The organism is Ideonella azotifigens (genome assembly GCF_006519715.1).
Taxonomy (GTDB): domain Bacteria; phylum Pseudomonadota; class Gammaproteobacteria; order Burkholderiales; family Burkholderiaceae_C; genus Ideonella; species Ideonella azotifigens.
Genome location: NZ_VIDT01000011.1, coordinates 1 through 22399, shown reverse-complemented (window position 1 = coordinate 22399; position 22399 = coordinate 1). Strand labels below are relative to the sequence as shown.

15 protein-coding genes and 1 tRNA gene are annotated in these 22399 nt (G+C 64.9%); 2 read left to right on the top strand and 14 right to left on the bottom strand.

The genetic code is table 11. The features are described from left to right. Positions 1–62: 62 nt before the first annotated feature. Entirely contained in the window at positions 63–1007 is a 945-nt protein-coding gene (locus tag FKP22_RS01920; RefSeq protein WP_231012963.1) for an Acg family FMN-binding oxidoreductase, read from the bottom strand. A 233-nt stretch (positions 1008–1240) separates the two neighbouring features. After that, positions 1241–1456, bottom strand: a complete 216-nt coding sequence (locus FKP22_RS01915) for a DUF3562 domain-containing protein (RefSeq protein ID WP_231012976.1) — start codon at positions 1454–1456, stop codon at positions 1241–1243. A 337-nt stretch (positions 1457–1793) separates the two neighbouring features. Between FKP22_RS01915 and FKP22_RS01910 the strand changes: the two genes are divergently transcribed. Together FKP22_RS01910 and FKP22_RS01905 are read left to right on the top strand one after the other, a co-directional pair. Continuing rightward, positions 1794–3737, top strand: a complete 1944-nt coding sequence (locus FKP22_RS01910; RefSeq protein WP_141284646.1) for a phosphate transport regulator — start codon at positions 1794–1796, stop codon at positions 3735–3737. A 113-nt stretch (positions 3738–3850) separates the two neighbouring features. Beyond that, the gene (locus FKP22_RS01905) at positions 3851–5455 is read left to right on the top strand and encodes a PEP/pyruvate-binding domain-containing protein (RefSeq protein ID WP_310733302.1); all 1605 of its coding nucleotides are present in this window, start codon (positions 3851–3853) and stop codon (positions 5453–5455) included. Positions 5456–5476: 21 nt separating this feature from the next. On the opposite strand, the gene FKP22_RS01900 is transcribed toward FKP22_RS01905, so the two are convergent. The 12 genes from FKP22_RS01900 to FKP22_RS01845 all read right to left on the bottom strand — a co-directional run. Next, positions 5477–5701: a hypothetical protein gene (locus FKP22_RS01900; RefSeq protein WP_141284642.1), complete on the bottom strand. Its 225-nt coding sequence runs from the start codon at positions 5699–5701 to the stop codon at positions 5477–5479. A 195-nt stretch (positions 5702–5896) separates the two neighbouring features. Continuing rightward, positions 5897–7459 carry a methyl-accepting chemotaxis protein gene (locus tag FKP22_RS01895; RefSeq protein WP_141284640.1) on the bottom strand — a complete coding sequence of 521 codons (1563 nt, stop codon included), beginning with the start codon at positions 7457–7459 and terminating at the stop codon, positions 5897–5899. Between the two features lie 313 nt (positions 7460–7772). Further along, the gene (locus FKP22_RS01890) at positions 7773–8774 is read right to left on the bottom strand and encodes an AraC family transcriptional regulator (RefSeq protein ID WP_170200707.1); all 1002 of its coding nucleotides are present in this window, start codon (positions 8772–8774) and stop codon (positions 7773–7775) included. A 282-nt stretch (positions 8775–9056) separates the two neighbouring features. Continuing rightward, on the bottom strand, positions 9057–10283 hold the full coding sequence (locus tag FKP22_RS01885; protein ID WP_170200706.1) for a sensor domain-containing diguanylate cyclase: 1227 nt from the start codon (positions 10281–10283) through the stop codon (positions 9057–9059). 246 nt (positions 10284–10529) lie between these two features. Further along, positions 10530–13181, bottom strand: coding sequence for a PAS domain-containing sensor histidine kinase (locus tag FKP22_RS01880; RefSeq protein WP_170200705.1), 2652 nt, complete (start codon positions 13179–13181; stop codon positions 10530–10532). A gap of 79 nt (positions 13182–13260) precedes the next feature. After that, on the bottom strand, positions 13261–13713 hold the full coding sequence (locus tag FKP22_RS01875) for a response regulator (protein ID WP_170200704.1): 453 nt from the start codon (positions 13711–13713) through the stop codon (positions 13261–13263). 100 nt (positions 13714–13813) lie between these two features. After that, the gene (locus tag FKP22_RS01870) at positions 13814–14896 is read right to left on the bottom strand and encodes an HD-GYP domain-containing protein (RefSeq protein WP_170200703.1); all 1083 of its coding nucleotides are present in this window, start codon (positions 14894–14896) and stop codon (positions 13814–13816) included. A 184-nt stretch (positions 14897–15080) separates the two neighbouring features. After that, positions 15081–15719 (bottom strand): response regulator, encoded by a 639-nt coding sequence (locus FKP22_RS01865; RefSeq protein ID WP_141284628.1) that lies wholly within the window; start codon positions 15717–15719, stop codon positions 15081–15083. Then, on the bottom strand, positions 15720–19796 hold the full coding sequence (locus FKP22_RS01860; protein WP_170200702.1) for a PAS domain S-box protein: 4077 nt from the start codon (positions 19794–19796) through the stop codon (positions 15720–15722). A gap of 854 nt (positions 19797–20650) precedes the next feature. After that, a tRNA-Val gene (locus FKP22_RS01855) sits at positions 20651–20725 on the bottom strand. 82 nt (positions 20726–20807) lie between these two features. After that, positions 20808–21515, bottom strand: a complete 708-nt coding sequence (gene dnaQ / locus FKP22_RS01850; RefSeq protein WP_141284624.1) for a DNA polymerase III subunit epsilon — start codon at positions 21513–21515, stop codon at positions 20808–20810. Between the two features lie 31 nt (positions 21516–21546). Further along, positions 21547–22399 (bottom strand): tetratricopeptide repeat protein (locus tag FKP22_RS01845; RefSeq protein WP_141284622.1); only part of this gene is annotated, 853 nt, incomplete at its 5' end.

Below are 22399 nucleotides of genomic sequence, written 5' to 3'. Positions count from 1 at the left end.
AGGCGTTCTGCGCGGCGTGGCTTTCCACCTTGTCAGGTTTGGCAGTCGTCGTGCGGCAGCATTCACCCGAGAATGGCGTCGACCGGCCTGCGCATCGAAAGCGGCATCACCGGGCCCCGGCCAAAGCGCACCACCAGATCCGGCCTCTGGCTGCCCAGGCCGAGCGCTGCAGCGAATTGAGGGCGGAGCGCGCTGACCTCGACTGGCTGATTCACGAAAGCGTTTCGGATGCCGAGCGTGGTGGCCTGAAGCGCGAAACGCTCGTAGCAGCGCCCTGCCTCGATCCAGTGCACCCTGTCGTTCGCCTCGGAAACAAACACGGCCAGGCCTGCAGAATTCCGGAGCTGCCTCGCATAGCGCTCGTTCTCGGACTCCGGCGTGAAAAACAATCCCATCAGAGGACTGGCCAGCCAGCGCGGCAAGACCGGGGAGCCCGTTGTGCCGGAGAAAAGACCATCGCCCGATCGTTGCGCCTCGGAAGCACTGAAGCGGATCCAGGACTTCAGTTCGGCAACGAAGGCGGCGTCGGCCATCTGCGCGCTGTTCGCCTCGATCACGTAGGCCAGAACATTTTCCATGGCGAGGCGTTCTGTCAACAGCATCACCCGCACCCCGTTGCCCGTCCCTGCCCGTTCCAAGCGCCGGAGATCGTCGTTTGAAATCGGTTTGCCGTCGTAATCGCCACGGGTGCATTGCCGCTCGGTGATGGCCCGGAACAGCGGCGTGATGGAGGGCTTCGTGGCTTCAAGGTTCACGGCGATGTCGTCCGGACTCGCCAGGTCCTTGCGGACCTCAGCCTGCAGCCCGGCGGCAAGTGCTGCATGCGTCAGGTTTTCAACAGCGCAGCCCAGAGACACGTGGAGATGATGGTCGTCGGGGTCGACGGCCGGGCAACGTCGCGACAGATCGGGCGCGATCACGATGGAACGTTCGTTCACGCGGAATTTCCAGCATTGCGTGTTGTGGCTGGATGGTGCGAGCGACGCGAAGCGCACCAGTTCGCGCATCAGGAAGGCATGGTCAGCCGGGCTGCTGGCAAGCGGTCGCCGCAAGCTGCGGGCGTAAGCCTGCTCGCCCGCGCTGTCTGAACATGCGACCAACGCTGGCGAGAGCGCGCCACAACTCAACGCACCCAGCAAGAAGTGTCTGCGCATCGGCGGCACAACATGTCGGGGAGATGAACGCAGAGACATTGAACCCGGCACTCGAATTGGTCTCAAGTAGCAAGCCCCGCCCGTCTTTAGGAATCTCCGACAGGCCCGAACAGGTGACGTCGATCAAAGGTTTCCAGCACGTTGCGAATCGCGAAGATGTGGAGGTACTTCGTGATGCGAGCACCCAGCGCAAGTTCGGCTCGCGCCCCTTCGTAGAGATTGGCCATCTCCGTGACCGAAATGTGACATTCCAAGGCCAAGGACTCGACGATCCGAGACTGATCAGGTTGCAGCAGATTCATGTTGGGCACGGTGACTCCTCGACTCGACATTGGTTCATGAAAGTGGCACACAAGGCCCTGCGGCAATCGTGCGGCACGGCACAAAGATCTTGACAGATCAATCAGGCATCTCAATGAACGGACCCAATGTAGTCCGCAAGCAAATTCGGCGAGTTGCCCGGCATCAAGATCGGGAGTGGTCGCAATGCGCCATCGACTATCGACATGTCAAAGGCGGCGGTGCGGGCCGCGCGATTGCGCTGCGTCAACTCCGGTGCGCAGGCTGCGCCGCCCTGTCATGCAAGCGTCATTCATCAAGCCAAGACTGGCCCCACCCCAGGCTTCATGAATCGAACCCATGCAAAAGACTCAAGCGCTGACCGCTCTCGGACAGCAACGGCTGATGCTGCCGGCATGGGTCAAGGCGGCGCTGGCCGCCAATGACCGCCTCAAGGTCTACCTCACGGTGCTGCAGACTGCTGCAGCACATGCATCTCACCCCAATCGCGACCTGCCCGACCTGACAAAGGAAATCGCCGCGACCACGTTGGAAGCCGGTTGGTTGATGGGAGTCATTGCGGTCGCGACGCGGGTTGACGATTCGCTGGCACTTCCGGAGTTGCCAAGGCTGATCAAGGGCCTTGAAGACGACCTCACGACCATGGCCCGACCGGTGCTGGAGAGCGTCCCCGCTGGCGAGCAGACACATGTCCGTGTCGAGCACTGGCTGGCCTGGCTCCGGGACCTGCCCGCAGACCGGCTCGCCGACGCGCAGGTCGACGCTCTCACCCGCGGCCTGCGGGGTGAACAGGACAGCCTGCACCTGCTGGTGATGGATTTGCACAAGCAGATCAACAAACTGTCGGCCGAGCTGGCCAGCGAGGTCATCGCCGGTGCCAACGCGTGGGAGCTGCAGCCCGGAGATCGCCCGCGAGTGGCTGCCTTCATGCGGGGCCTGAATCGCACGTCGGAATTGAAGTTCGACCACCCGGGGTTGGACACGGTGGCCACCCGAGACGGCGAACGCCTGCTGATCCAGAACGACATCGGCACCAATGATGCGCACGTGCTGGTACTGCAGGTGACCGGCTGCGTGATCACCCTGACCTATTCCGACCTGCACCCGGCGCGCTTCGAATTTTTCCAGTCGATGCTGGCGCCGCTGGGGGCGGCATGGTCGGAGCGGGTGTCTCGCACCGACGCCGAACTGAACCAGGGCCTGGCCTATACCGTGGGCACGGCCAGCTTTGATTGCGCTGATGATGCGGCAGTCGAGGCCGCGCTGGAGGGCATCGGCTCGCGCATCGTCTTCCTGATCGACTGGAACCGTGCGCGCAAGCGCCTGCGCGCCTTCGTCGACAAGCAAGCCGCGATCACGGTGCTGGCCGACGCCGCCAGGCTCGACGTCGGCCACCGCGCCTGGCTGCAGGTGGGTGGCGAAGGGCTGATTTTCGCCGCGATGCAGGCCGTGGGCGAAGGTGCATTCCGCATCGGCGACCGGCTCGATGAAGTCATTGGGGCAGCCGATGCGCACAGCTTCCTGGTCGCGGTAATGCGGCTGGCGTGCGACGCGCTGCACCGTGGGCAACCGGTCGCGCTGGTGGCCGACGAGACGCGCATGCTGCTGGCGCGGCATGTGCGCCAGCGCAGCAGCGAATTCGACCTGCTGGCCGAACATGCCGCCTACTGCGAGACGCTGGCTCAAGCGATCGGCGACGCGCTGGCGCACGGCGCAGAGCGTTCGGCCAAGGCGGCAGCCGAACTCTCGGCGCGCGCCAAGACATGGGAGCGCAGGGCAGACGAGCTGGTGATGCAGGCACGAGAGAAGGCTGAACGCCAGCCCCGCTGGCGGCCCGTGGCCTTGCTGGTGGCGCAGTCCGACGACGTGGCCGATGCACTCGAAGAAGCGGCCTTCCTCATCAGCCTGATCGCCGACGGCCACCTCAAGGGCTGGAACGACGAGGTTCGCAAGGTGCTCGGGCGCCTGGCCACCAGCGTGCGGCAGGCGACACAAGATCAGGTCAAGGCACTCGCGATCGCACGCACGCTGGGTGCCGGCAGCGAGGCGGCCGACAACGACGCGTTCCTCAGGGCGACATGGCGGGTCGTGCAGGCCGAGCAGGCATGTGACGCGCTGCTGCGCGACGCGCGGCGCGAGATGCTTGCGGCCATCCAGGACGCACCCTCGCTGATGCTGGCCAACGACCTGGCATGCACGCTGGAACTGGCATCCGACCGATTGCTGGTTGCCGCTTACGCGCTGCGCGACCTGGTGTTCGGCACCGCCGGGGTGCGCGAATGAAGTCGCAAGCCGTCCATCTCGGCAAGCACCGCCAAGCCTTGGACCATCCCTTCCCAAAGGGCCCGGAAGTTGCGCCCTCAAGCAGGCCGACGGTTGCGCTAGAGCAGTCGCCAGTGCTTCCACCCGAGGTCTACCTGATCGGATGCGGCCACGACACCACCCATACGGCTCAGGGGTCGGCACAGCGCATGGGCTTCAAGGCCTGGAACCTGTTGCGCATGGCCGGCCTGTCCCTGCCCGTGCCCCCAGCCTTCGTGCTCGGCACCCACTACTGCGTGGACCCCGCAGCACGCGCCATGAGCGCCCACCCCGATGTGTGGCGAGCGGGGCTGCAGGCGCTCGAACAGGCGACCGGCCTGACCCTGGGAGATGCCCGCCGGCCGCTGCTGCTTTCGGTGCGCTCCGGCGCGCCGGTCTCGATGCCAGGGATGATGGAAACGCTGCTGAACATCGGGCTTTGCGACCATACCGTCGAAGGCCTGTTGCGCCAGACCGGCAACCCCCGCCTGGTTTGGGATGCCTACCGCCGCCTCGTCGCCAGCTACGGCGAGGTGGTGGCGGGGCTGCCGGCACTGTGCTTCGAGGAAGTCGCCGCGGCGCTGCTGCAAGGGCGGGACGAACGCTTGCTTGACTTTGCAGATCTGCGCTGGCTGACCCAGCGCTTTCTGCAGGTCTATGCCGAGCATGCCGGACACCCCTTCCCTCAACAGCCGACGGCGCAACTCGCTGGCGCCATCGAGGCGGTGTTCAGCTCCTGGCAGTCCGCCAAAGCGCAGGCGTACCGGCGCCTGAATCACCTCGACGATGCCATCGGCACCGCGGTGACGGTTCAATGCATGGTGTTTGGCAACGCCGGTGGCCGGTCGGGCGCAGGCGTCGGCTTCACGCGCGACCCTGGCAGTGGCGCACCAAACCTGTGGGTGGACTTCCTGTTCGACGCGCAGGGGGAGGACGTGGTGTCAGGGCGCCGCAGCGCACACGGACACGACGAGCTGGCAACCGTCCTGCCGGAGGTCTGGCAGGCACTCAACGATGCGACACAACAGCTTGAGCATGCCTTTGGCGACATGCAGGACTTCGAGTTCACCGTGCAGGACAGCCGCCTCTTCATGCTCCAGACGCGCGCCGGCAAGCGAACGCCACAAGCCGCAGCGCGCATTGCACTCGACTTGCTCGACACGGGGCTGATCGAACCCGATGTGGCGCTCGCCCGCACGGCAGGGCTGGATCGCCAGGCGCTGGCGCAAACGCACGTGGTGGCATGCGACGGCACCCCCTTGCGGCCTTTGGGGCACGCCGCCAGCGCCAGCAGCGGTGTGGCGGTCGGCGAGATCGCGCTGGATGCGGCGCGGGCCCTGGCCCGTCACGAAACAGGCATCCCTGTCGTGCTGGTGCGCCGTGACGCGGACACCGCCGACATCGCGGCGCTCGAATCAGCCACCGGCCTGCTCACGCAACGAGGCGCCCGCACATCGCATGCGGCCGTGGTCGCCCGGCAACTGGGCAAGGTGTGCCTGGTCGGCTGCAGCGAACTGCAGATCGACGAGACCGCGCGCACGGCGAAGGTCGGCGACCAGATTCTGCACGAGGGAGACCTGCTCACCCTCGATGGAAACGACGGAACCTTCTATGCCGGCAAGTCGCAGGTTGAGGTCACCTTTCCCGAAGCACTGCTCGCACGTCTGGGTGCATTGCGGCGAGGAAGTCAAATCGGCTGAAAAGCAAGACCGGGTGCCGTATCAAACGGCTGCGACGACGAAGGACCGCCAGCGGCTTTCGAAGGTGACAGCCTGTTCGGGATGCAGGGGCCCCACCTGCAATGGCCCGCCAGCGGGCCCCAGGAACTGGAAACTCATTCCCTCTTGCTGCAGATAGGCCAGCAAGAAATTGCGCAAGGGGTCCCCCTCGCTGATGTGCACTTCATACGACCAGCGGTCGCCCTCGGCCCGGGTCAGGATGCGCATCACGGTGCCCCTATGTTGCATTGCAGCAATGATGCACGATGCTCACTCCCTTCCGGCGGAAAGGACTATTCTGAATCGACGGTGCCGCTTTGGCCTGACCTCCGGTCTCGCCTCACCGCCGGATGTCTCGTTTGCGGGCAAGTTGTCTCTGAGACAGCCACCTGGCATTCCCATTCAGCACTGGCACCGTTCTCCTCACGCAGGATCGGTCATTTCCAGCTTGAACTGCGCCACTGTTTCGACAAGTTGTCCCGCCTGGCTTTTGAGGCTGCACGCGGCTGCCGCCATCTCCTCTACGAGCGCAGCGTTCTGCTGGGTACCAAGATCCATTTGCACCACAGCTTGATTGACCTGCAAGACCCCCGCACTCTGCTCCGTACTGGCGGCACTGATCTCGCTCATGATGTCCGTGACCCGCCGGACGCTCGTGACGAGTTCGGCCATGGTGCTGCCCGCCTGGCCGACGAGCTTGTTGCCTTCCTCGACGCGACCGACGCTCTCACCGATCAGGCTCTTGATCTCGCGGGCGGCCTCGGCAGATCGGCCCGCAAGGCTGCGCACCTCCGCAGCCACGACGGCAAATCCGCGACCTTGCTCACCCGCCCTCGCGGCCTCCACCGCTGCGTTCAGCGCCAGGATATTGGTCTGGAACGCGATGGAGTCAATCACACCAATGATGTCGACGATGCGCCTGCTCGCTCCATTGATGCCATTCATCGTCTCCACCACTTGCGCGACGACGCTGCCGCCGCGCGCGGCCGTCTCGGAAGCATTCAGTGCGAGCAGATTGGCCTGGCGCGCGTTGTCGGAGTTCTGCTGCACTGCGGCGCTGAGCTGCTCCATTGACGCCGCAGTCTCCTCCAGTGCGGCCGCCTGCTGCTCGGTACGAGCGGAGAGATCTTGGTTGCCCTGCGCAATCTCCGCACTGGCGGTGGCCACGCCCTCGGAGCCCGCGTGGACCTTGCCAACCAGGCTGCGCAGGCTGTCCTGCATCGACTTGATTGCGTGCATGAGGCTGGCGCCATCGCCCGCCTTGAGGCTGACGTCGACGGTCAGGTCACCTTGCGCAATGCGCCGCGCGACGCCGGCGGCATCGTCCGGCTCGCCACCCATCTGCCGCAGCAAGCTGCGGGTGATGACCAGGCTGACCGCCATCAGCACGGCCGCCAACAACGCCGCGCCCATCAGTGCGCCAACAATGCGCCGCTGGACCACCGAGTCCACGCTGTCGACGTAAACGCCGGATCCGATCACCCAGTTCCACGGGGTGAAGGCCTTGATGTAAGTGACCTTGGGCATCGGGGCATCACTGCCGGGCTTTGGCCACATGTAGCTGACGAAGCCCTCGGCCTTCTCCTTCGCGATCTTGTTCATCTCCACCGTGAGCAGCTTGCCGTTCGGATCCTTGAGCCCCGAAACATCGGTTCCATCGAGCGAGGGATTGGTGGGGTGCATCACCATCCGGAGCTGGGTGTCCTGGATGAAGAAGTACTGATTGCCGCTGTAGCGCAGGCTCTTGATGTCTTCGGCAACTCGGCGCTTCGCCTCGGCCTCGCTCATCGCGCCTTTGGCCGCCTGGTCCCGATAGTGCGCGAGCAGCCCGTAGGCGGTCTCCACGGCTTGCTTCACGCCGAGTTGGCGTTCCTCCATGATCAGGCTGCGCTCGGTGAAGAGGAATGTCGCGACGAGCAACGCAATGCCGAGCAACGCACTGCCGATCAACAATCCGAGCCGCTTGGAGATGGTGAGTTTCGACATGTTCAGATTCCAACAAATTTGATGACAACAGCGTGGGAGGATGGCTGGACGAGCTTGATCGGTTCAGGTCACCGTGTGTGGGGCCGTGCGTGAGCCGGGATCGCTCTCTGCGTTCTAGAGAACACGGTGGAGTCGATTTGCAGCCATGCCGATTGAAGTGCGGTGGTCTCACCCGCTATCGACCAGGAATCCGATTGGCATGAGGGAGCACAGCCGCAGACAAAGCGGTTTGGCTTCAGAGCTGGCGCGAAATGACGCGTCGGCGACTGGCCGCCTCATCCGAGCGCCCGATCGGCGCGCTGGCGCGAAAAGACTAGGCGCGCAGCCTGCGAGGCGGCGTCGACTGCCGGTGGATCTCCGCTACCGAGGACAGGTCGGTCGGCCAGGGCGCCCGTCCTTCGCGCATGGCCGCCGGTACTGCACCGAACCAGCGTCGAAAGGCCCGACTCAAGTTGTTGCCGTCGTGATAGCCGAGCTCTCTGGCAATCTGTTCCAGCGTGGCATCGGTGTGTCGCACATGCCAAAGGGCCTGGCATCTGCGCACGCGGTCGAGCAATGCCTGGAAGCTGGTGCCCTCGTCCTTGAGACGTCGATTCAGCGTACGAGGCGAAACGCCGAGGGAGGCGGCCACTTCAGCCAGCGACCACGCATCGGCGCCCAGCAGTTGCAACAGGTTCTCGACGCGGGCCACGGCGGTATATCGCGCTATCTCAATTCGCTCCTGCTGTTCGCATTCGCGCCATGCAGATGCAAACGCAGCAGGCGCCGCGGTCGGACAGGGGGCGTCCAGCAAGGCGTTGGGCAACCAATAGGCCATGCGTCCTGTGCCAAAGCGTACCTTCCCTGCAAGTGCGTCGTAGGCACGCCGCCACGCCGGCGCAGCCCATGGGACCTCGAGAACGGCCTCCCGTTGCCTCTGCCCGGACACAGCGGCCATCACAGAGCTGAACGACGCGGCCACATGGTCGAGCACAAACGCCCGCACGTCGCCGAGTGAAATGCTGGGCTCGAAGACCAGCCACGTCCCGTCCGCTGTGACTTGCTGCACAAGTTGCACAGCACCGGAACGAAACGGCATGAAGCGAACCAGCACGTCGAGGGTCTGACGCAAATTTGCGCTCGTCGAGAGGGCATACCCGATCGCGCCGTGCGACGCCATCTGCACCTGCGCACCGGTCTCAAGGGCAAATGTCGGCCGCCCCGCTGCACGTTGGGCGCCGACGATGATGCTGCGAACGATGCGCAGCGGCAGCATCTCCTCCGCACGCGCGAGCACTGGCCCACTGATGCCCGCGGCAGACAGCAAAGCGTCCACGTCCTTGCCTTCCGCCCTCAGGGCAGCACAAAGCATGCGAACGTATGCCGGATGGACGCAAGGTCTCAGATCGGCCTGCTCACGAACGAGGATTGGAAGGGTCATCTGCAGGTCGCTTGCGTGAGAATTGCCAACTCCTGCTGCTGCTGGAGTTCGTGCGGACCACGGAATCTACGCACCTTGCCCGTCGGCCAGTCGCGATGAGATGCCAGTGCGCAGCGCTTCATGATCCGCTTGCGGGGGCGGAAACGATTGACCATTCGCATCGGAACGCAGCAATGATCAAGATCGCTGCACGAGGTCGCTCTGCTTGCGACGTTGCTTCTGGGCGTACATCAATGCGTCCGCGCGGCGCAGCAGATCATCCGCTGTCGCGCCATCGTCGGGGAACTGCGCCACCCCAGCCGAGGCTCGCACACCGATGCTCACTCCACCGAAGCTGACCGGTTCCGCGATCTTTTCAACCAGGCGGGCCGCGACATTTCGTGCCACCCCTTGGCTGGAGACGCCTTCCAGCAGCACCACGAATTCATCCCCTGCCAATCGCGCTGCGATGTCCGAACTGCCAACGCCGTGAGTCAGCCGTTGTCCCACCGCCTTCAGGATGGCATCGCCAGCGGCGTGACCATAGGTGTCATTGATGGCCTTGAAGCCATCGAGGTCGATGAACACGACAGCGAAGGGAGTCGGCAGCGTCGGCGAGTGGCGGGCGATCCACTCCGGCATCACGCTCAGCACACGACGCCGGTTCGCGATGCCGGTCATCGGATCGTGAAGGACCTCGTGGCGCAGGGCGCTCGCCAGGGCATCCACTGAGAGGTTCTTCAGGATGCCGACAAACAGCCGGTCCGCCCCACTCCGCAGACTGGCCACCTGCAGGAACAGCGGAAAACGCCGACCGTCCTTGGCCCGCCCCACAAGCTCCCGGCCCTGGCCGATGATGTGCTCCGTGCCCGTCGTGAGATAGCGCCGCAGATGGCCGTCGTGCTGACTCGCATCCGCGCCCTCCATCAGCACCGACACGTTGCGGCCAACGACATCCATCGGGGTGTAGCCGAACATGTCCTGCGCGGCCTTGTTGAAACTCAGTATCACGCCAGTTTCGTCAATGCTGACAATGCCGTCGAAAGTGCAGTTCAGGATGCCGTTCAACTTGTCGCTGCGCAGCTTCTGCTGGATCAGCACCCGCAATCTTGATCGCACCGTCACGGGATCCGACACGAGCAGGAAGTCATCTGCGCCCAGTGCCAACGCTGTCTCGATATCGGCGCTCGTGCGGCAGCACGCGATCAGCGGCGTCCACATGCCGTTTGGCTTGCGCGCGGCGACGAAGGCCTTCACGAATCCCATCGACTGTGGCGTGAAGTCGAGGACCACGAGGGCCACGGCAGACGCACGCTGCAACAACTCGTCGTGAGCGCCCAGTCGCGCGACTTGCAAGTCAAGGCCCGTCTGGAGCAGGATTGCGTCGTCAAGCAAGGGCTGCGCGGGCTCGCAGATGTAGAGCACAGTAGATTCATGTGTTGGCTTCATTCGGCTTGGTGTTTTCCGGATCAAGGAAACTGTTCGAGGACATCGATGGGCGCGCAGACAGCGCCGATTGGAGAGGGCGTCCGCCCATGTGCATGAGGCGACACAGCGGGACCTCTCCCGCGCCCTGATCGCAGGCTGCGCCGTGGTGTCCACCCGAGCGGTACTTCGCGCCCGCTCCCGTATCGTTCAGCGTCGCGACACATCGACGCGAGTCCATGACCGTCAAGGACACGGCGCATCATCGGTCCGATCACCAGCCATGCGCGCAGGCGCTGACGGAGCAGTCCCGCCCACAGCGTCCGCCAAGCCCGGTTTCGAAGCGCCACGGGATGGGAAGGGCTCGATGGGTGGCGTAGCGGCTTCCTCTTCGGAGACCGCACGTCGCAACGCTGACTCAGCCGGCCGCAGCAGCATCGAAAAGCAGGTTCCAATTCCGGGCGTACTGGACACGCCGACATGACCGCCGGCCTGATGCACCAAGCTGTGGACCATCGCCAAGCCCAGGCCGGTGCCCTTCCCCACTTCCTTGGTGGTGAAGAACGGATCGAAGACGCGTGCCATCAACGCCGGAGGAATACCGGCACCGTTGTCGCGTACCCGCAGCGCCACATGTGGGCCGTGCACACGCTGACCACAGCTTGTGCACTCGAAGTCCGCCAGCGCAACTCGAGCGAGCTCGATGTCGATTTCGCCGACGCCGCCCACGGCGTCGCGCGCATTGATGACCAGATTCGTCAGCGCCTGATGCAGGTCAACCTCGGTGAAGTACGCGTCAGGCAGCGTCGGTTCAACGTGCAACGAAATCTTCGCCGTCGGCGGCAGGGTCGACGCGAGCATGCGAAGCACCTCCTCGACCACCGGGCGCAGGGTTCGCGACTGCGGCGCTTGGGCCGGCGCGGGCCGCGAGAACCGCATCAGACGCTCGATCAGGTCGCGCCCTCGTTCGCTGACGCGGGCAATTTCACGCAGGTAGGTCATCACCTTGCCCGACGGATCATCGATACGGCGCTCCAGTGCCAGCGTCGACAGTCCAAGAATGCCGGCCAGCATGTTGTTGAAATCGTGGGCGATGCCACCTGTCAGCTGGCCAAGGGCCTCCATCTTCTGAGCCTGCATCAGTTGGCGCTGGAGCCGCGCCTGCTCATGCTCGGCATTGCGCCGGTCGGTCAGGTCCTCGACGATCGACCAGATGCAGGGCTGGCCGTTGAATTCGATGCGAACGCCGTTGAGACGTACCGGCCGCAGTCCACCATCGCGGCACTTGTACTCTTTCTCGTAGGGCCCGTAGCGGCCGACAGACTGCAGGAGCTCGAGATTTCTCCGCTCGTCGCTCTCATGTTCGGATGGCGTCAGGTCCCAGTAGCTGAGAGCGTGCAGCGATTGGGCGTCATAACCGGTAAGCTCCATGAAGGAGTTGTTGAAGTCCAGGAAGTTGCCGTTGATGTCGGTCAGGGCGATGCCCAGCGGGGACATGTCGTACAGCTTGCGCAGCTTCTCTTCGCCGTGACGCAACGCAGCCTCCGAGCGCTTGTGCTCGGTCATGTCGCGCAAGAAGCCGACGAAGCGGCGTCCTCCGAGATCCGGCATTTCACCGACGCGGACATGGACGGACACCAGGCTCCCGTCCTTGCGCAGCGCCTGGACCTCCCGACCGGCAGCGGTCATTCCCCGCCGTCCGTGTCCGTACCCCTGCATGTAGCCCCCGTGAAGGCTTGCCATGGCCGGCGGCATCAGTTGGCCGAGCGTCATGCCCTCTAGCTCGTCCGGCGAGTAACCCAGCAACTCGTTCACACGCGGGTTTGCGCGCAGGATGCGTCCGATCTCGTCCGTCACGATGATCGCGTCCGGTGCGCTGTCGACGAGTCGACGCAGAGACTCTTCGCTGTGACGCCCCCGCTCTTCCGCCCGAGCGCGCTCGGTCAGATCATCTCCCACCCAGACGTGTCCCTTCAGCGCCCCCTGATCGTCGTGCACCGGGGTCGACCTTCTGTCGTCGATGTAGCAACCGCCGTCGTTGCGTCGCACCGGCAACTGCCCGCGCCAGGGCTGCGCTGATTGCATCGCGCGGTCAAGTGCGTCGTAACTCGGCCTTGCGCCCACCGCCTCCAGGACGCGCGTCGGCTGGCCCAGAAGTTCCTCGGCAGGGTAACCGGTGACACGGCACATCGCTGCATTCACCCAGCGGATTCGGCCGTCCACACCTGACACCAAGATGGGGCTCGCGACGGCCTGCAGCGCGTTCGCGAGTTCGCCAAGCCTCAGCAGCGGCTGGCGAAGCGTCTGTTGCAGCACCAGTCGATAGAGCACGATGACCGCAGCGAATTCGTAGAGGCTTCCGCAGAGGGCGAGGACACCATCTCCTGTGGCCTGGACCGCCACGGCCAGCTGACCGACGAGCGCCAGCCCCGCGGCGGTGCGCAGATAGGCTCGCGTCATCGACGGCTGCCGACCCTCCCGGTGCCAAGCCAGCATCGTGGCGGCCGCGAGCGCTGAGAGCGCCAGCTCCGCTCCCGGCCACGCCCGCAACAAGGAGAGACCACCGCCGACGCAGAGGACCGTCAAAAATGTGAGCAGGCGCTGATAGCGAGCTGGATGTTTCGACGACGGCACCGTCAGCGCAGCGATGATGCCAAGAGCGACCAGCAGCGAAGCAGCCCCGCGCGATGCGTCGAGCAAACGCAGCAGTGCCGCCCCCAGCAGGAAGTCGGTCATCCAGAGCAAACCCGCGGGCCGTCGAGCCTTGTCCTGGCCCCACAGTATCGAAAACGCAAGAGCGGCTACGAGGGCAGTCGCCCCCGTCACATACGGCTGCAGCAATGCAGGAATGAGCCAGGAGGCGCGCGGGAGCGCGAGCACCCCGATCAGTGGCAGCACGGCCGCCGCGGTACCGAGGCCCGCCATCGCCAGCGGCGAGAGCGGTCGGCGCGTTCGGGGTAAAGCTGCCGTCACGGCGTCAATGCCCGTCGCAGCCGCGCACCGCGCGCAGCAGGGCCTGCGCATCGAAAGGTTTGCGAAAGAAGTGCTGCACGCCGATGGCGAGCGCACCCCGCTCGTCGATCACGTCGCAGTAACCCGTGCAAAGGATCACGCGCACCTGCGGCCTGAGCCTCAGCATCGCACTTGCCAGCACGTCACCGCTGAGCTTGGGCATGCGCTGGTCGGTAACGACGACATCGACGCGTCGGGGGTCGGCTTCATAGGCATGCAGCGCCGCCTGCGGATCGGCGAAAGTGGTGACCGCGAATCCATGTTCGTGCAGCAGTTCGCCAAGATACAAGGCGACGATCGGGTCGTCGTCCACGACCCACACACGGGTCGGCGGACCCGATTCAATTCGGATCGGCACGCCGACCCTCATCGGCGACGGCCCGAAAGCGCCATCCGCGATGCCGAACAGGACGCGCAAGCTGACGCTTCGCCGCGGCGCGGGGATCAGCCGATCAGCCGCGCGGCGCTGGGCGGAAGGGGGAAGTCGATTCATGCTCAATCTCCCTGGGATCGCTGCATCACGCGGTCTTCACGCCGGACAGCCCATCGACAACGCGTCGGAACAGGCTCTCTCCGAGGTCATCGTTCGCATCAGCATCGACGTTAAGCTGTTCCGGATGCCGTCGAACAAGCGCCACGAAGGCGGCCACGATGCGTGGATCGCGCCAACCGCGTGCCGCCTCGGACTCCAGGATCTCTAGCGCCCGCTCGGGAGGGAACGGCTCCTTGTACGGGCGCGCAAAGCGCAGCGCGTCATAGATGTCGACAACCTGGAAAACGCGCGCGAGCAGCGGGATCGCTTCACCTGCCAGGCCGTCCGGATAGCCGCTGCCATCCCATCGCTCGTGATGGTGACGCACGATCGGCACCGTCAGCCGCATGCTCTTGAGCCCGTCAACGAGGCTGGCACCGATGACCGTGTGCTGTCGCATCACCTTCCATTCGTCATCGTCCAATGCGCCCGCCTTCATGAGGATCGCGTCCGGGATGCCGAGCTTGCCGATGTCGTGCAATACGCCGCCACGCCGCAATGCCAGCAGCTCAGGCGCCGTCAGTCCCATCGCCTGGCCCAGCAACACGCTGTTACGCGACAGGCGAGAACAATGGTCGCCGGTGTTCTCGTCTTTGGCTTCGACCAACCGGGCGAGTGCGAACAGCAACGACTCGGCGCTGTCGAGCTGATCGGTTGCGCGCTTTCGTTGCGCCGCCGAGTCGACGCGTGCCTGGAGTTCGGCGGGCAGGTATGGCTTGCGAACGAAATCGTTGGCACCGGCCTGCAGGCTGGCCATCAGGTCATCCGATCCACCGCTGCCCGTGACGATCAGTACGGGCAGCAGCGTCAGTCCGAGGTCGCGGCGAATGCGGCGACAGACCTCATCGCCGCCAATGTCAGGCATGCTTTTGTCGAGCAGCACGATGTCGAAGTCTTGCTCGCGCAATCTTGCCAACGCAGCGGCGCCACTGCCAGCCACCGTGACGATATAACGTGGCGCTTCGAGGATCTCACCCACCATCAGGCATTGCAGGGGATCGTCGTCGACCGCGAGAACCCGGTACGGCAGCCGATCATGCGCACTCCAGGACACGTCCGTCACCGTCATCCGTCTGCTCCATTCGCGCCCGCACGATGGCGACGTCATGGCGACTCGGCCGGGCATGCGCCGATCATCACCCGCCGGTGATTTTTCGTCTGTCGGGACCTCGGCGAACCTCGTGTCGGCCGCCACGTCGCCCTGCTCGGGAAACGCTGTACGCAGTGTCAGCGAATCCTGAGTGTCACTCGCGTCAGTCGGTTGTCAGCCCGTGCCGAAGCGCGTACTTCAACAGCTCAGCGTTGTTGTTGAGATCCAGCTTCTGCATCAGACGCATCTTGTGCGTGCTGACGGTCTTCGGGCTCAGGTGCAGGCGGTCGGCGATCTCGCCCAGAGGAAGCCCACTGCTGATCATCTGGAGAATCTGAAGCTCACGTGGCGAGAGCTGCTGGCGGCGATCACTTTCGTCGACATTGGCGTTGAACACCACGGAATCGACGAGCGCCGGATCGATGAAACGCCCGCCCCCGAGCACTTTGCGCAGCGCGCAGAGGAGCGTGTCCGGATGGCAGTCTTTCGTGATGTAGCCCGCGGCGCCGGACTTCAGCGCACGCGCGACGATCTGACCCTCGTTGTGCATGGACAGCACCAGGATGGGCAAGTCGCTGCGCTGGACACGCAAGCGCTGAATCAGTTCGATGCCACTCAGACCCGGCATCGCCATGTCCATCAGGACCAGATCCGCGGGGACGCGGCGCAGCAGTGCCTGCAACTCCTCGCCCGTGGCCGCCTCACCGCTGACCCTCAGGGTGCTGACGCTCTCAATCAACTGGCGCAGGCCGCTGCGCACGAGGCCGTGGTCATCGGCGATGACGATGTTGTGCGGTTCCATCTAGGGCTCCTGCAGTTCACTCAAAGGCAATTCGACATCGATGGTGGTCCCGCTCCCAAGGCGACTTCGCAGACTCAGCCGAGCACCGATCTTCAGGGCCCGCTCGCGCATGCCGAGCAGACCGAAGCTGCCGCGTCTCTCCTGCGCCATGGCCGGATCGAAGCCCACGCCGTCATCGCGCACGGTCAGGTGCAGCGAGTCACCATCGGTGGCGATTCGGATGTCGACGCGTCGCGCGTGTGCATGCCGGGCCACGTTGGTGAGGGACTCCTGGACGACCCTGAAGAGCGCGGTCGAACGTGCATCGCTGATGACGACTTCCCGGCCGTCGAGCTGCACTTCGCAGGGCATCTCCCATCGCAGGCCGAAATCCTCGGCCAGCCACTCGATCGCGGCGACCAGCCCGAAGTCGAGGGCGGAAGGTCGCAGGTTGCTCGCGACGTGGCGCACCACGTCGAGCGTCCCGTCGACCATGACACTCATCCGTTCGGCCTGTGCGGCGAGCTCGAGATTGGCGGCGAAGCGTCGTCGGAGCAGCGACAATTCCATCTTCAACGCAGTCAGGGCCTGACCAAGCTCGTCGTGGACCTCCCGTGCGATATGGCGCCGCTCCTGTTCGATCAACTCCTCCTCGTTGGCGGACAGGGCCCGCAGACGCTGACGCGAGAGCACAAGTTCGTTCTCGACTCGCTTGCGCTCGGTAATGTCCTGAAGCACGCCCACCAAGCGGGGTGCCTCGCCGGCGCGGCGCTCGCCTTGCTGGTGCACGAAGCGCTCACCACCGTCGTCAAGCACCAGCCGGTAATCGATGGCCAGCGCGCCCCTCCCCAGCAGCGCCGTGCTCAGCGCCGAGTGAACCCTGTCGCGGTCCTCGGGATGCACGCGAGCCAACCAGTCGGCGCCGACGACGGGGCCCGAAGGACTCGCCGGCAGCCCCAGCATCTTCCGACCCTGCTCTGACAGAAGCACTTCATCATGCGCCGGGTCCCATTCCCAGTCAGCAAGCTGCGCAATGCGATGTGCATTCACCAGGCGCGCCTCGCTGGCTTGCAATGCCTGCTGGAAGCGGTGGCTGCGGTCGATGTCCAGCACCTGAACCACGAACTGGTGCTGTTCGTTCCCTGGAAAGCGCAACCGTGAAACGACCACCAGCACCCAGACCGAGCGGCCGTCACCGCGACGCCAGCGACGCTCGACATGGTGCTTGTCGATCTCGCCGGCACGCATGCGGCCGAGAGAAGCCAGATCTTCCGCCACCGGACCGGGCTCGCCGACGTCGACCAGCGTCATGCCCAGCAGCGCCGCTTCCTCACGACCAAGCAGCTCGCAGAGTGCCTGATTGACTCGCTCGAATCGGCCGGCTGCATCCCACACGGCCATGCCCAGTGCTGCGGAATCGAACAGGCTCTCGAAGAAGTTTTTCGCCGCAATGATCGCGGCCTCGGCGCGGAGCATCGTGGTGAGGTCTTCGTTGACCGCAATCGCGCCCTGGATAACGCCGTCGTCGTTCACCAGGGGCACCGCGGCGTTCATCAGCGTCCGCCGCGAACCGTCGGCTGTCTCGATCTCGATCAGTTCACCAATCGTGGCCTCGCCGGTGCGGATCGCCCGCATCATCGGATAGTCGTCCGGCGCAACCAGCTGGCCAGTCACGACGCGGCGCGCTCTGTGGCCGACCGGCCGGCCGTCGCACAGAGGGACGGGCCCGTGCCACAGCCGCTCGACGGCCGGGTTCATGGCAACCACTCGGCCGTCGGCATCAGCGATCCAGACCCCAACCGGCAAGGACTTCAGGACCAACTGCAGCAAGGCCTCATTGCGCTGCAATGCCTCACGTGCTCGCCGTTGCTCGCTCATGTCCTGCACGTTGACCACGTGAAAGCGCTGGCCATCAGCACTGCCAACGTCTGTGGCATCAATCAGGACGGGAAAGATGCTGCCGTCGCGCCGCATGTGCCACGACTCGAAACGGTGATGCCCTTGAGCGTGCGCTCGCTCGTCGTGTGCCGGCAGGTTTGCGCGCGACTGTGGGGCAACCACGTCGAGCACCGGCCGCTGCTTCAGCTCGTCGACGGTGTATCCATGCATGCTCGCGAACGCCGGGTTCATCAACTCCAGCCGCAGGCCGTCGTCGGAAACGGCCGCGACTCCCCAATTGGCATGGAAGAAGATGCGCTCCCAGCGAGCGAGCTCAGCACGCTGCGCCTGCTCACGCCGCAGGTCTCGGATGATGAGGACCGCGCACCGCACGCCCTCGAAATCGAAGCTTTCGACAAGTACTTCCACTGGAATGCCGTCGCCGGACGCGGTCAGCAAGATCGCCTCGCTCGTGCCGGGAAGGGCTTGCCACGGCACCTCACCGCGGGCGGCGGCAACCAGCCCGTTGACGGATTGCCCTTCCAGCTGCGCACCGCTGAAACCGGACAACACCTGAACTCCGGCATTGCTGGTGCGGATCCGGCCGTGCGCGTCGAGCGTGACAACACCACGAGGCAGATGTTCGAGCGTCGCCTGGATGTGTGCCTTCGCGTAGCGCAAGGACTGCAGTTGCGGAAACGCGCGCCGGTAGAGCAAACCCGCGCCGGTGGCGCCCAGCGCCAGCAACATCAGCAGCACCAAAGGCAAGCTGCCCATCAGGCGTCCGATCAGCGGAGCGAGCAGCATCTTCTGCGCCACACCGAGCCCGGTCACACCAACGGGTGCATAGCCGACCACGGCTGCGGCCAACGCCGGATCCCGCAGCAACAGCACCCCGTCCCCACCGTTCCAAGCACGCTGGATGGGCCAGGGTTGATCGTCGCTCCGCCGCGGAAGCGGCATCACGTGTCCCGACGGTCGCCCTCGCGACAGACACTGCGCACCGGCTGCGCCTGCGTCGGCGCACAACATCGCGTCGGCGCTCGTCCCGAAGAGTTCCTCTGACGGCATCTGCGCCTCGGCGTGAAAGGGCCGGATCTGGATCGCCAGCTTCTCATCCGCGCGTCCTGCGGTCGAGCGCTCGATCTGCAGAACGAGACCATTGGGGTCGAGGATGGACATGCCGGGTTGTCCGACAAGGTGCAGCTGCGGCCCGGCCACATCATGAAATGTCCCCTCGGTCAACGCCGGGGACCCCGGCACCACCAGCCGGATGCCCACCTGGCCCAGTGGGTCCAGCTGTTGGCGCAGTTCGCGCAGCCACTCCAGCCGCGCCGCCGCGTCTGCGCCGGCGCCCTCGGAGAACGGGAAGGCTGCCGCGCCACGGTCAGCCGCGGCGCTGACTCGCATGATCAGTTCGTTGAGGGCGAGTGCCTGACCCAGAGCGCTGCGATGCAGCATTGGCTTGGCAGATTCGACCGCGCTTGCCGTCACCAACCCCGCGATGAGCATCGCTGCCAAGCCGATGCCACCGAACAGCATCGCCAGATACGACGCGAAGATTTGGCGATCCTCACGGGCGTCATAGAAGGCACGGATGGCCGGCTGCCGGTAGACGCGCAACGTGGCCGCTAGCGCGAGCAAGGACATCACCAGCGTGGTCGGCCACGACAGCCCTGGATCGAGAGGCAACCAGTCGAGAAGCAGACGAGCCGGCAGGAGCGCACACAACGCGGCGCCGGAAATGATCCACAGTGGTGCCAACGTGCACTGCATCGCGACGGCTTCAATACCGCGCAGAGGCATGTGCAGGGGCAAGAGGGTTAGCGCGAGGCAGACAAGCCCGACTGCCAGCCCGATTCCGGTCAACGGCCCGAAGCGCCCACTGGCGGCCGCAGACGTGCCGCTCATGACATCTCTGAGGATGAGCCCAGAGACGAACACCAGTGCCAGGATCGTGGCTGCGCGAGCGATGGCCGCCATCCAGTTTGAGCGCCAGGCAAGCCCGGAGATGGCCGTGAGCACAAGGGCGAAAGCCAGCGCGCCGCGCAGTTCAGGTGCGGGCACAGTGGGCGCCCAGCGGGCGCCGAGCAGTGGCGCCCCGAGGCCATAAGTCGCCGCCAACAACGCGGCGGCCACGGCGGCAACCAGTTCCCAGCGCTCGGCAACACCGGTCACGTGCGGCGCGCCGCGCGCTCGGGCGAGTTGTTCGGGGGGCATGGATCCTGGCGCGCAGCGCATCGAGGGTTGATCGAGGGTTGCCGCGGCTCTGGCATCCATTCGCAAGCTCGGATGCCGGCTTAGCGGAGCAGCAGACATGACACGCCACACCAACAGTGGGCCACGAACTGCTCGCAACGCCCATCAGGGCATGCTGGTTCGGCGTGAGGAAATCCTGACGGACGGACTACTTTCCTAGTCTTTGAATCTAGGCCATGAGGAGATCAATGCCTTGATCGACAGCAAGAGAATATGGAGGTTCGCAGCCGCGGCTCTCGTCGGTTCGGCGTTGGCGACTTCCACTTGCCGGTGGAATAAGAAGCAATGTCGAGCAGGCCAGACCACCCAGACAGCCGGGCCCAGTCAGGGAGAAGGCAAGGCTTGCTCGGCGAGTAGCAGCCCGGCACTGGAAAACAGGCTGGTGCCGCGAGCGCCAAGGCTCCATGACAACCGGGGCCACGCGTGACGACTGCCCCTGCCGACACAAGCTACAGTGTTATGGCTGCATGCTCTGCCTACAAGAATGCTCAGCGAAACCCGGCTTGGTTTGCCTGCGGGGTTTCCTGTGGGGTTTTTGGAACGACGCAGACGAAATATGAAAGCACGACAGGCCCTTGGCTTCGCACTCGAAGTTCAGGTGCAGAAGGTTGACTGAGCGCCCGCGCAGGTAGGTGGCGGCGAATCAATCACTGTCGACACCGACTACTCACAGAAGGCTTGCGCCGTCCGCAACTCGGATGTCTGAACCAGCTTAAGGTGCTTATTTCCGAAGCGCCTTTTCCCCACTTTTTCCCCACCACCACGAAAAACGCCACCCGAAGGTGGCGTAAGTCGTTGATTTACCGGGTAAATCCTGGTGGGCGGTGCAGGGTTCGAACCTGCGACCCCTGCCGTGTGAAGGCAGTGCTCTACCGCTGAGCTAACCGCCCGAAAACTGAGGGCGCCTTGGTCAAAATCAGCAGCGATTTGCTTGATTTTTTGAAGGATCTTTTGTTCCCGGGAAGCCTTGCATTATGCCATGACTTTTCGCCAGATCGCAAGCCCTCCGGCGGATTTGTCGAGTTCCTTCAATACCGTCTCGTGGAGCAGCAGTTCGGCCTCGTCGGCCTCCAGCACCGGCAGCATGAAGCCTGAAAGGTCGATCTGCGCCACGGCCAAGCCGGGACCGCTGCCGCTGTCGGCGGAGTCGATCATCAGCGTGTTCTGGCCACGCGTGAGGCGGATGTAGACCTCGGCCAGCAGGCCCGCGTCCAGCAGCGCGCCGTGCAGCATGCGGTTGGAGTTGTCGACCTCCAGGCGTTTGCACAGGGCGTCCAGCGAGTTGCTCTTGCCGGGGAACATCTCGCGTGCCATGAACAGCGAGTCGGTGATGCGGCCGACATGCTCGGCAAAACGTGGGCGGCCGATGCGACGCAGTTCTTCGTCCAGGAAGCCGACGTCGAAGCTGGCGTTGTGGATGATGATTTCGGCGCCACCGACGAAGTCCATCAGGTCGTCGGCCACGGCGGCGAAGACCGGCTTGTCGGCCAGGAATTCGTCGGTCAGGCCGTGGATGCGGATCGCATCCTCGCTGCCCTTACGCTCAGGGTTCAGGTAGAAGTGCCGGTGCTCGCCGGTGAGGCGGCGGCCGACCATTTCGACACAGCCGACTTCGACGATGCGGTCACCGGTCTCGGGCGACAGGCCGGTGGTTTCTGTGTCCAGGAAGATCTGGCGCATGCGGGTTCTCTCGCTCTTTGGTTCGCGCAGCTCAGCCGAGTTCGGCCAGCCGCTTCTTGATGTCTTCGACGTTCTGCGGGTTCGGATTCACCGAGCCCAGGTAGCGCTTGTACGCTGCCCTGGCCTGCGTGGTGTCGCCCTTGCCCTGCAGTGCCACGCCAACGCGGTAGTCGATCGGGAAATTCTCATGGCCAGGCAGTGACTCGGCCAGCTTCAGCTCGGCCAGCGCCGCATCCCACTGCTGCAACTCGGACAGGGCCCGCGCCAGGCTGTAGTGCGGGCCAGGTTGCTCGGGCCGTTCGTGCACCATGCGCTCGAACAGCTCGCGCGCCTTGGCCGCCTGCCTGTCCTGCAGCAGGGCCAGCCCCAGCGCATTCCACTGCCCTCGCAGCTCGACTGCCAGCTCCAGGTCACCGCCCGGCTGCACCGAGGCGAGCAGGCGCTCGGCATCGGCCAGCTTCGTGCGGTACAGCTGCACCATGGCGGTCAACAGCTTGCCGTATTCGGCGGCCCGTGCGCTCTCGGCCTGTGCGATCTCGCTGGCCTTGGCGACGCTGCCGCCAACAATGCCGGGCACCATCAGGTAGTACTGAACCAGCCCGGCGCGGGCCGGCGCGAAGGCCGGGTCCAGTTCCAGCGCCTTGGCGAATTCGTCGCGCACCTTGCCGACGCCAAACGCGGCTTTCATGATGCCCTGGGCCAGGATGTTGATGGCCGTGACCGCGCCCACGCCGTAGTGGCATGCGGCCACCTGCGGCGTCTTCTGCACGCAGGCCTCGAACTTCGCCAGAGCGGCATCGCGGCGGGCGGCGGCGTCGGGCACATTGCGGCCGACCACGCTCTCCAGGTAGGCCAGCCAGGCCGGGCCGTCATCCGGGTGCGCC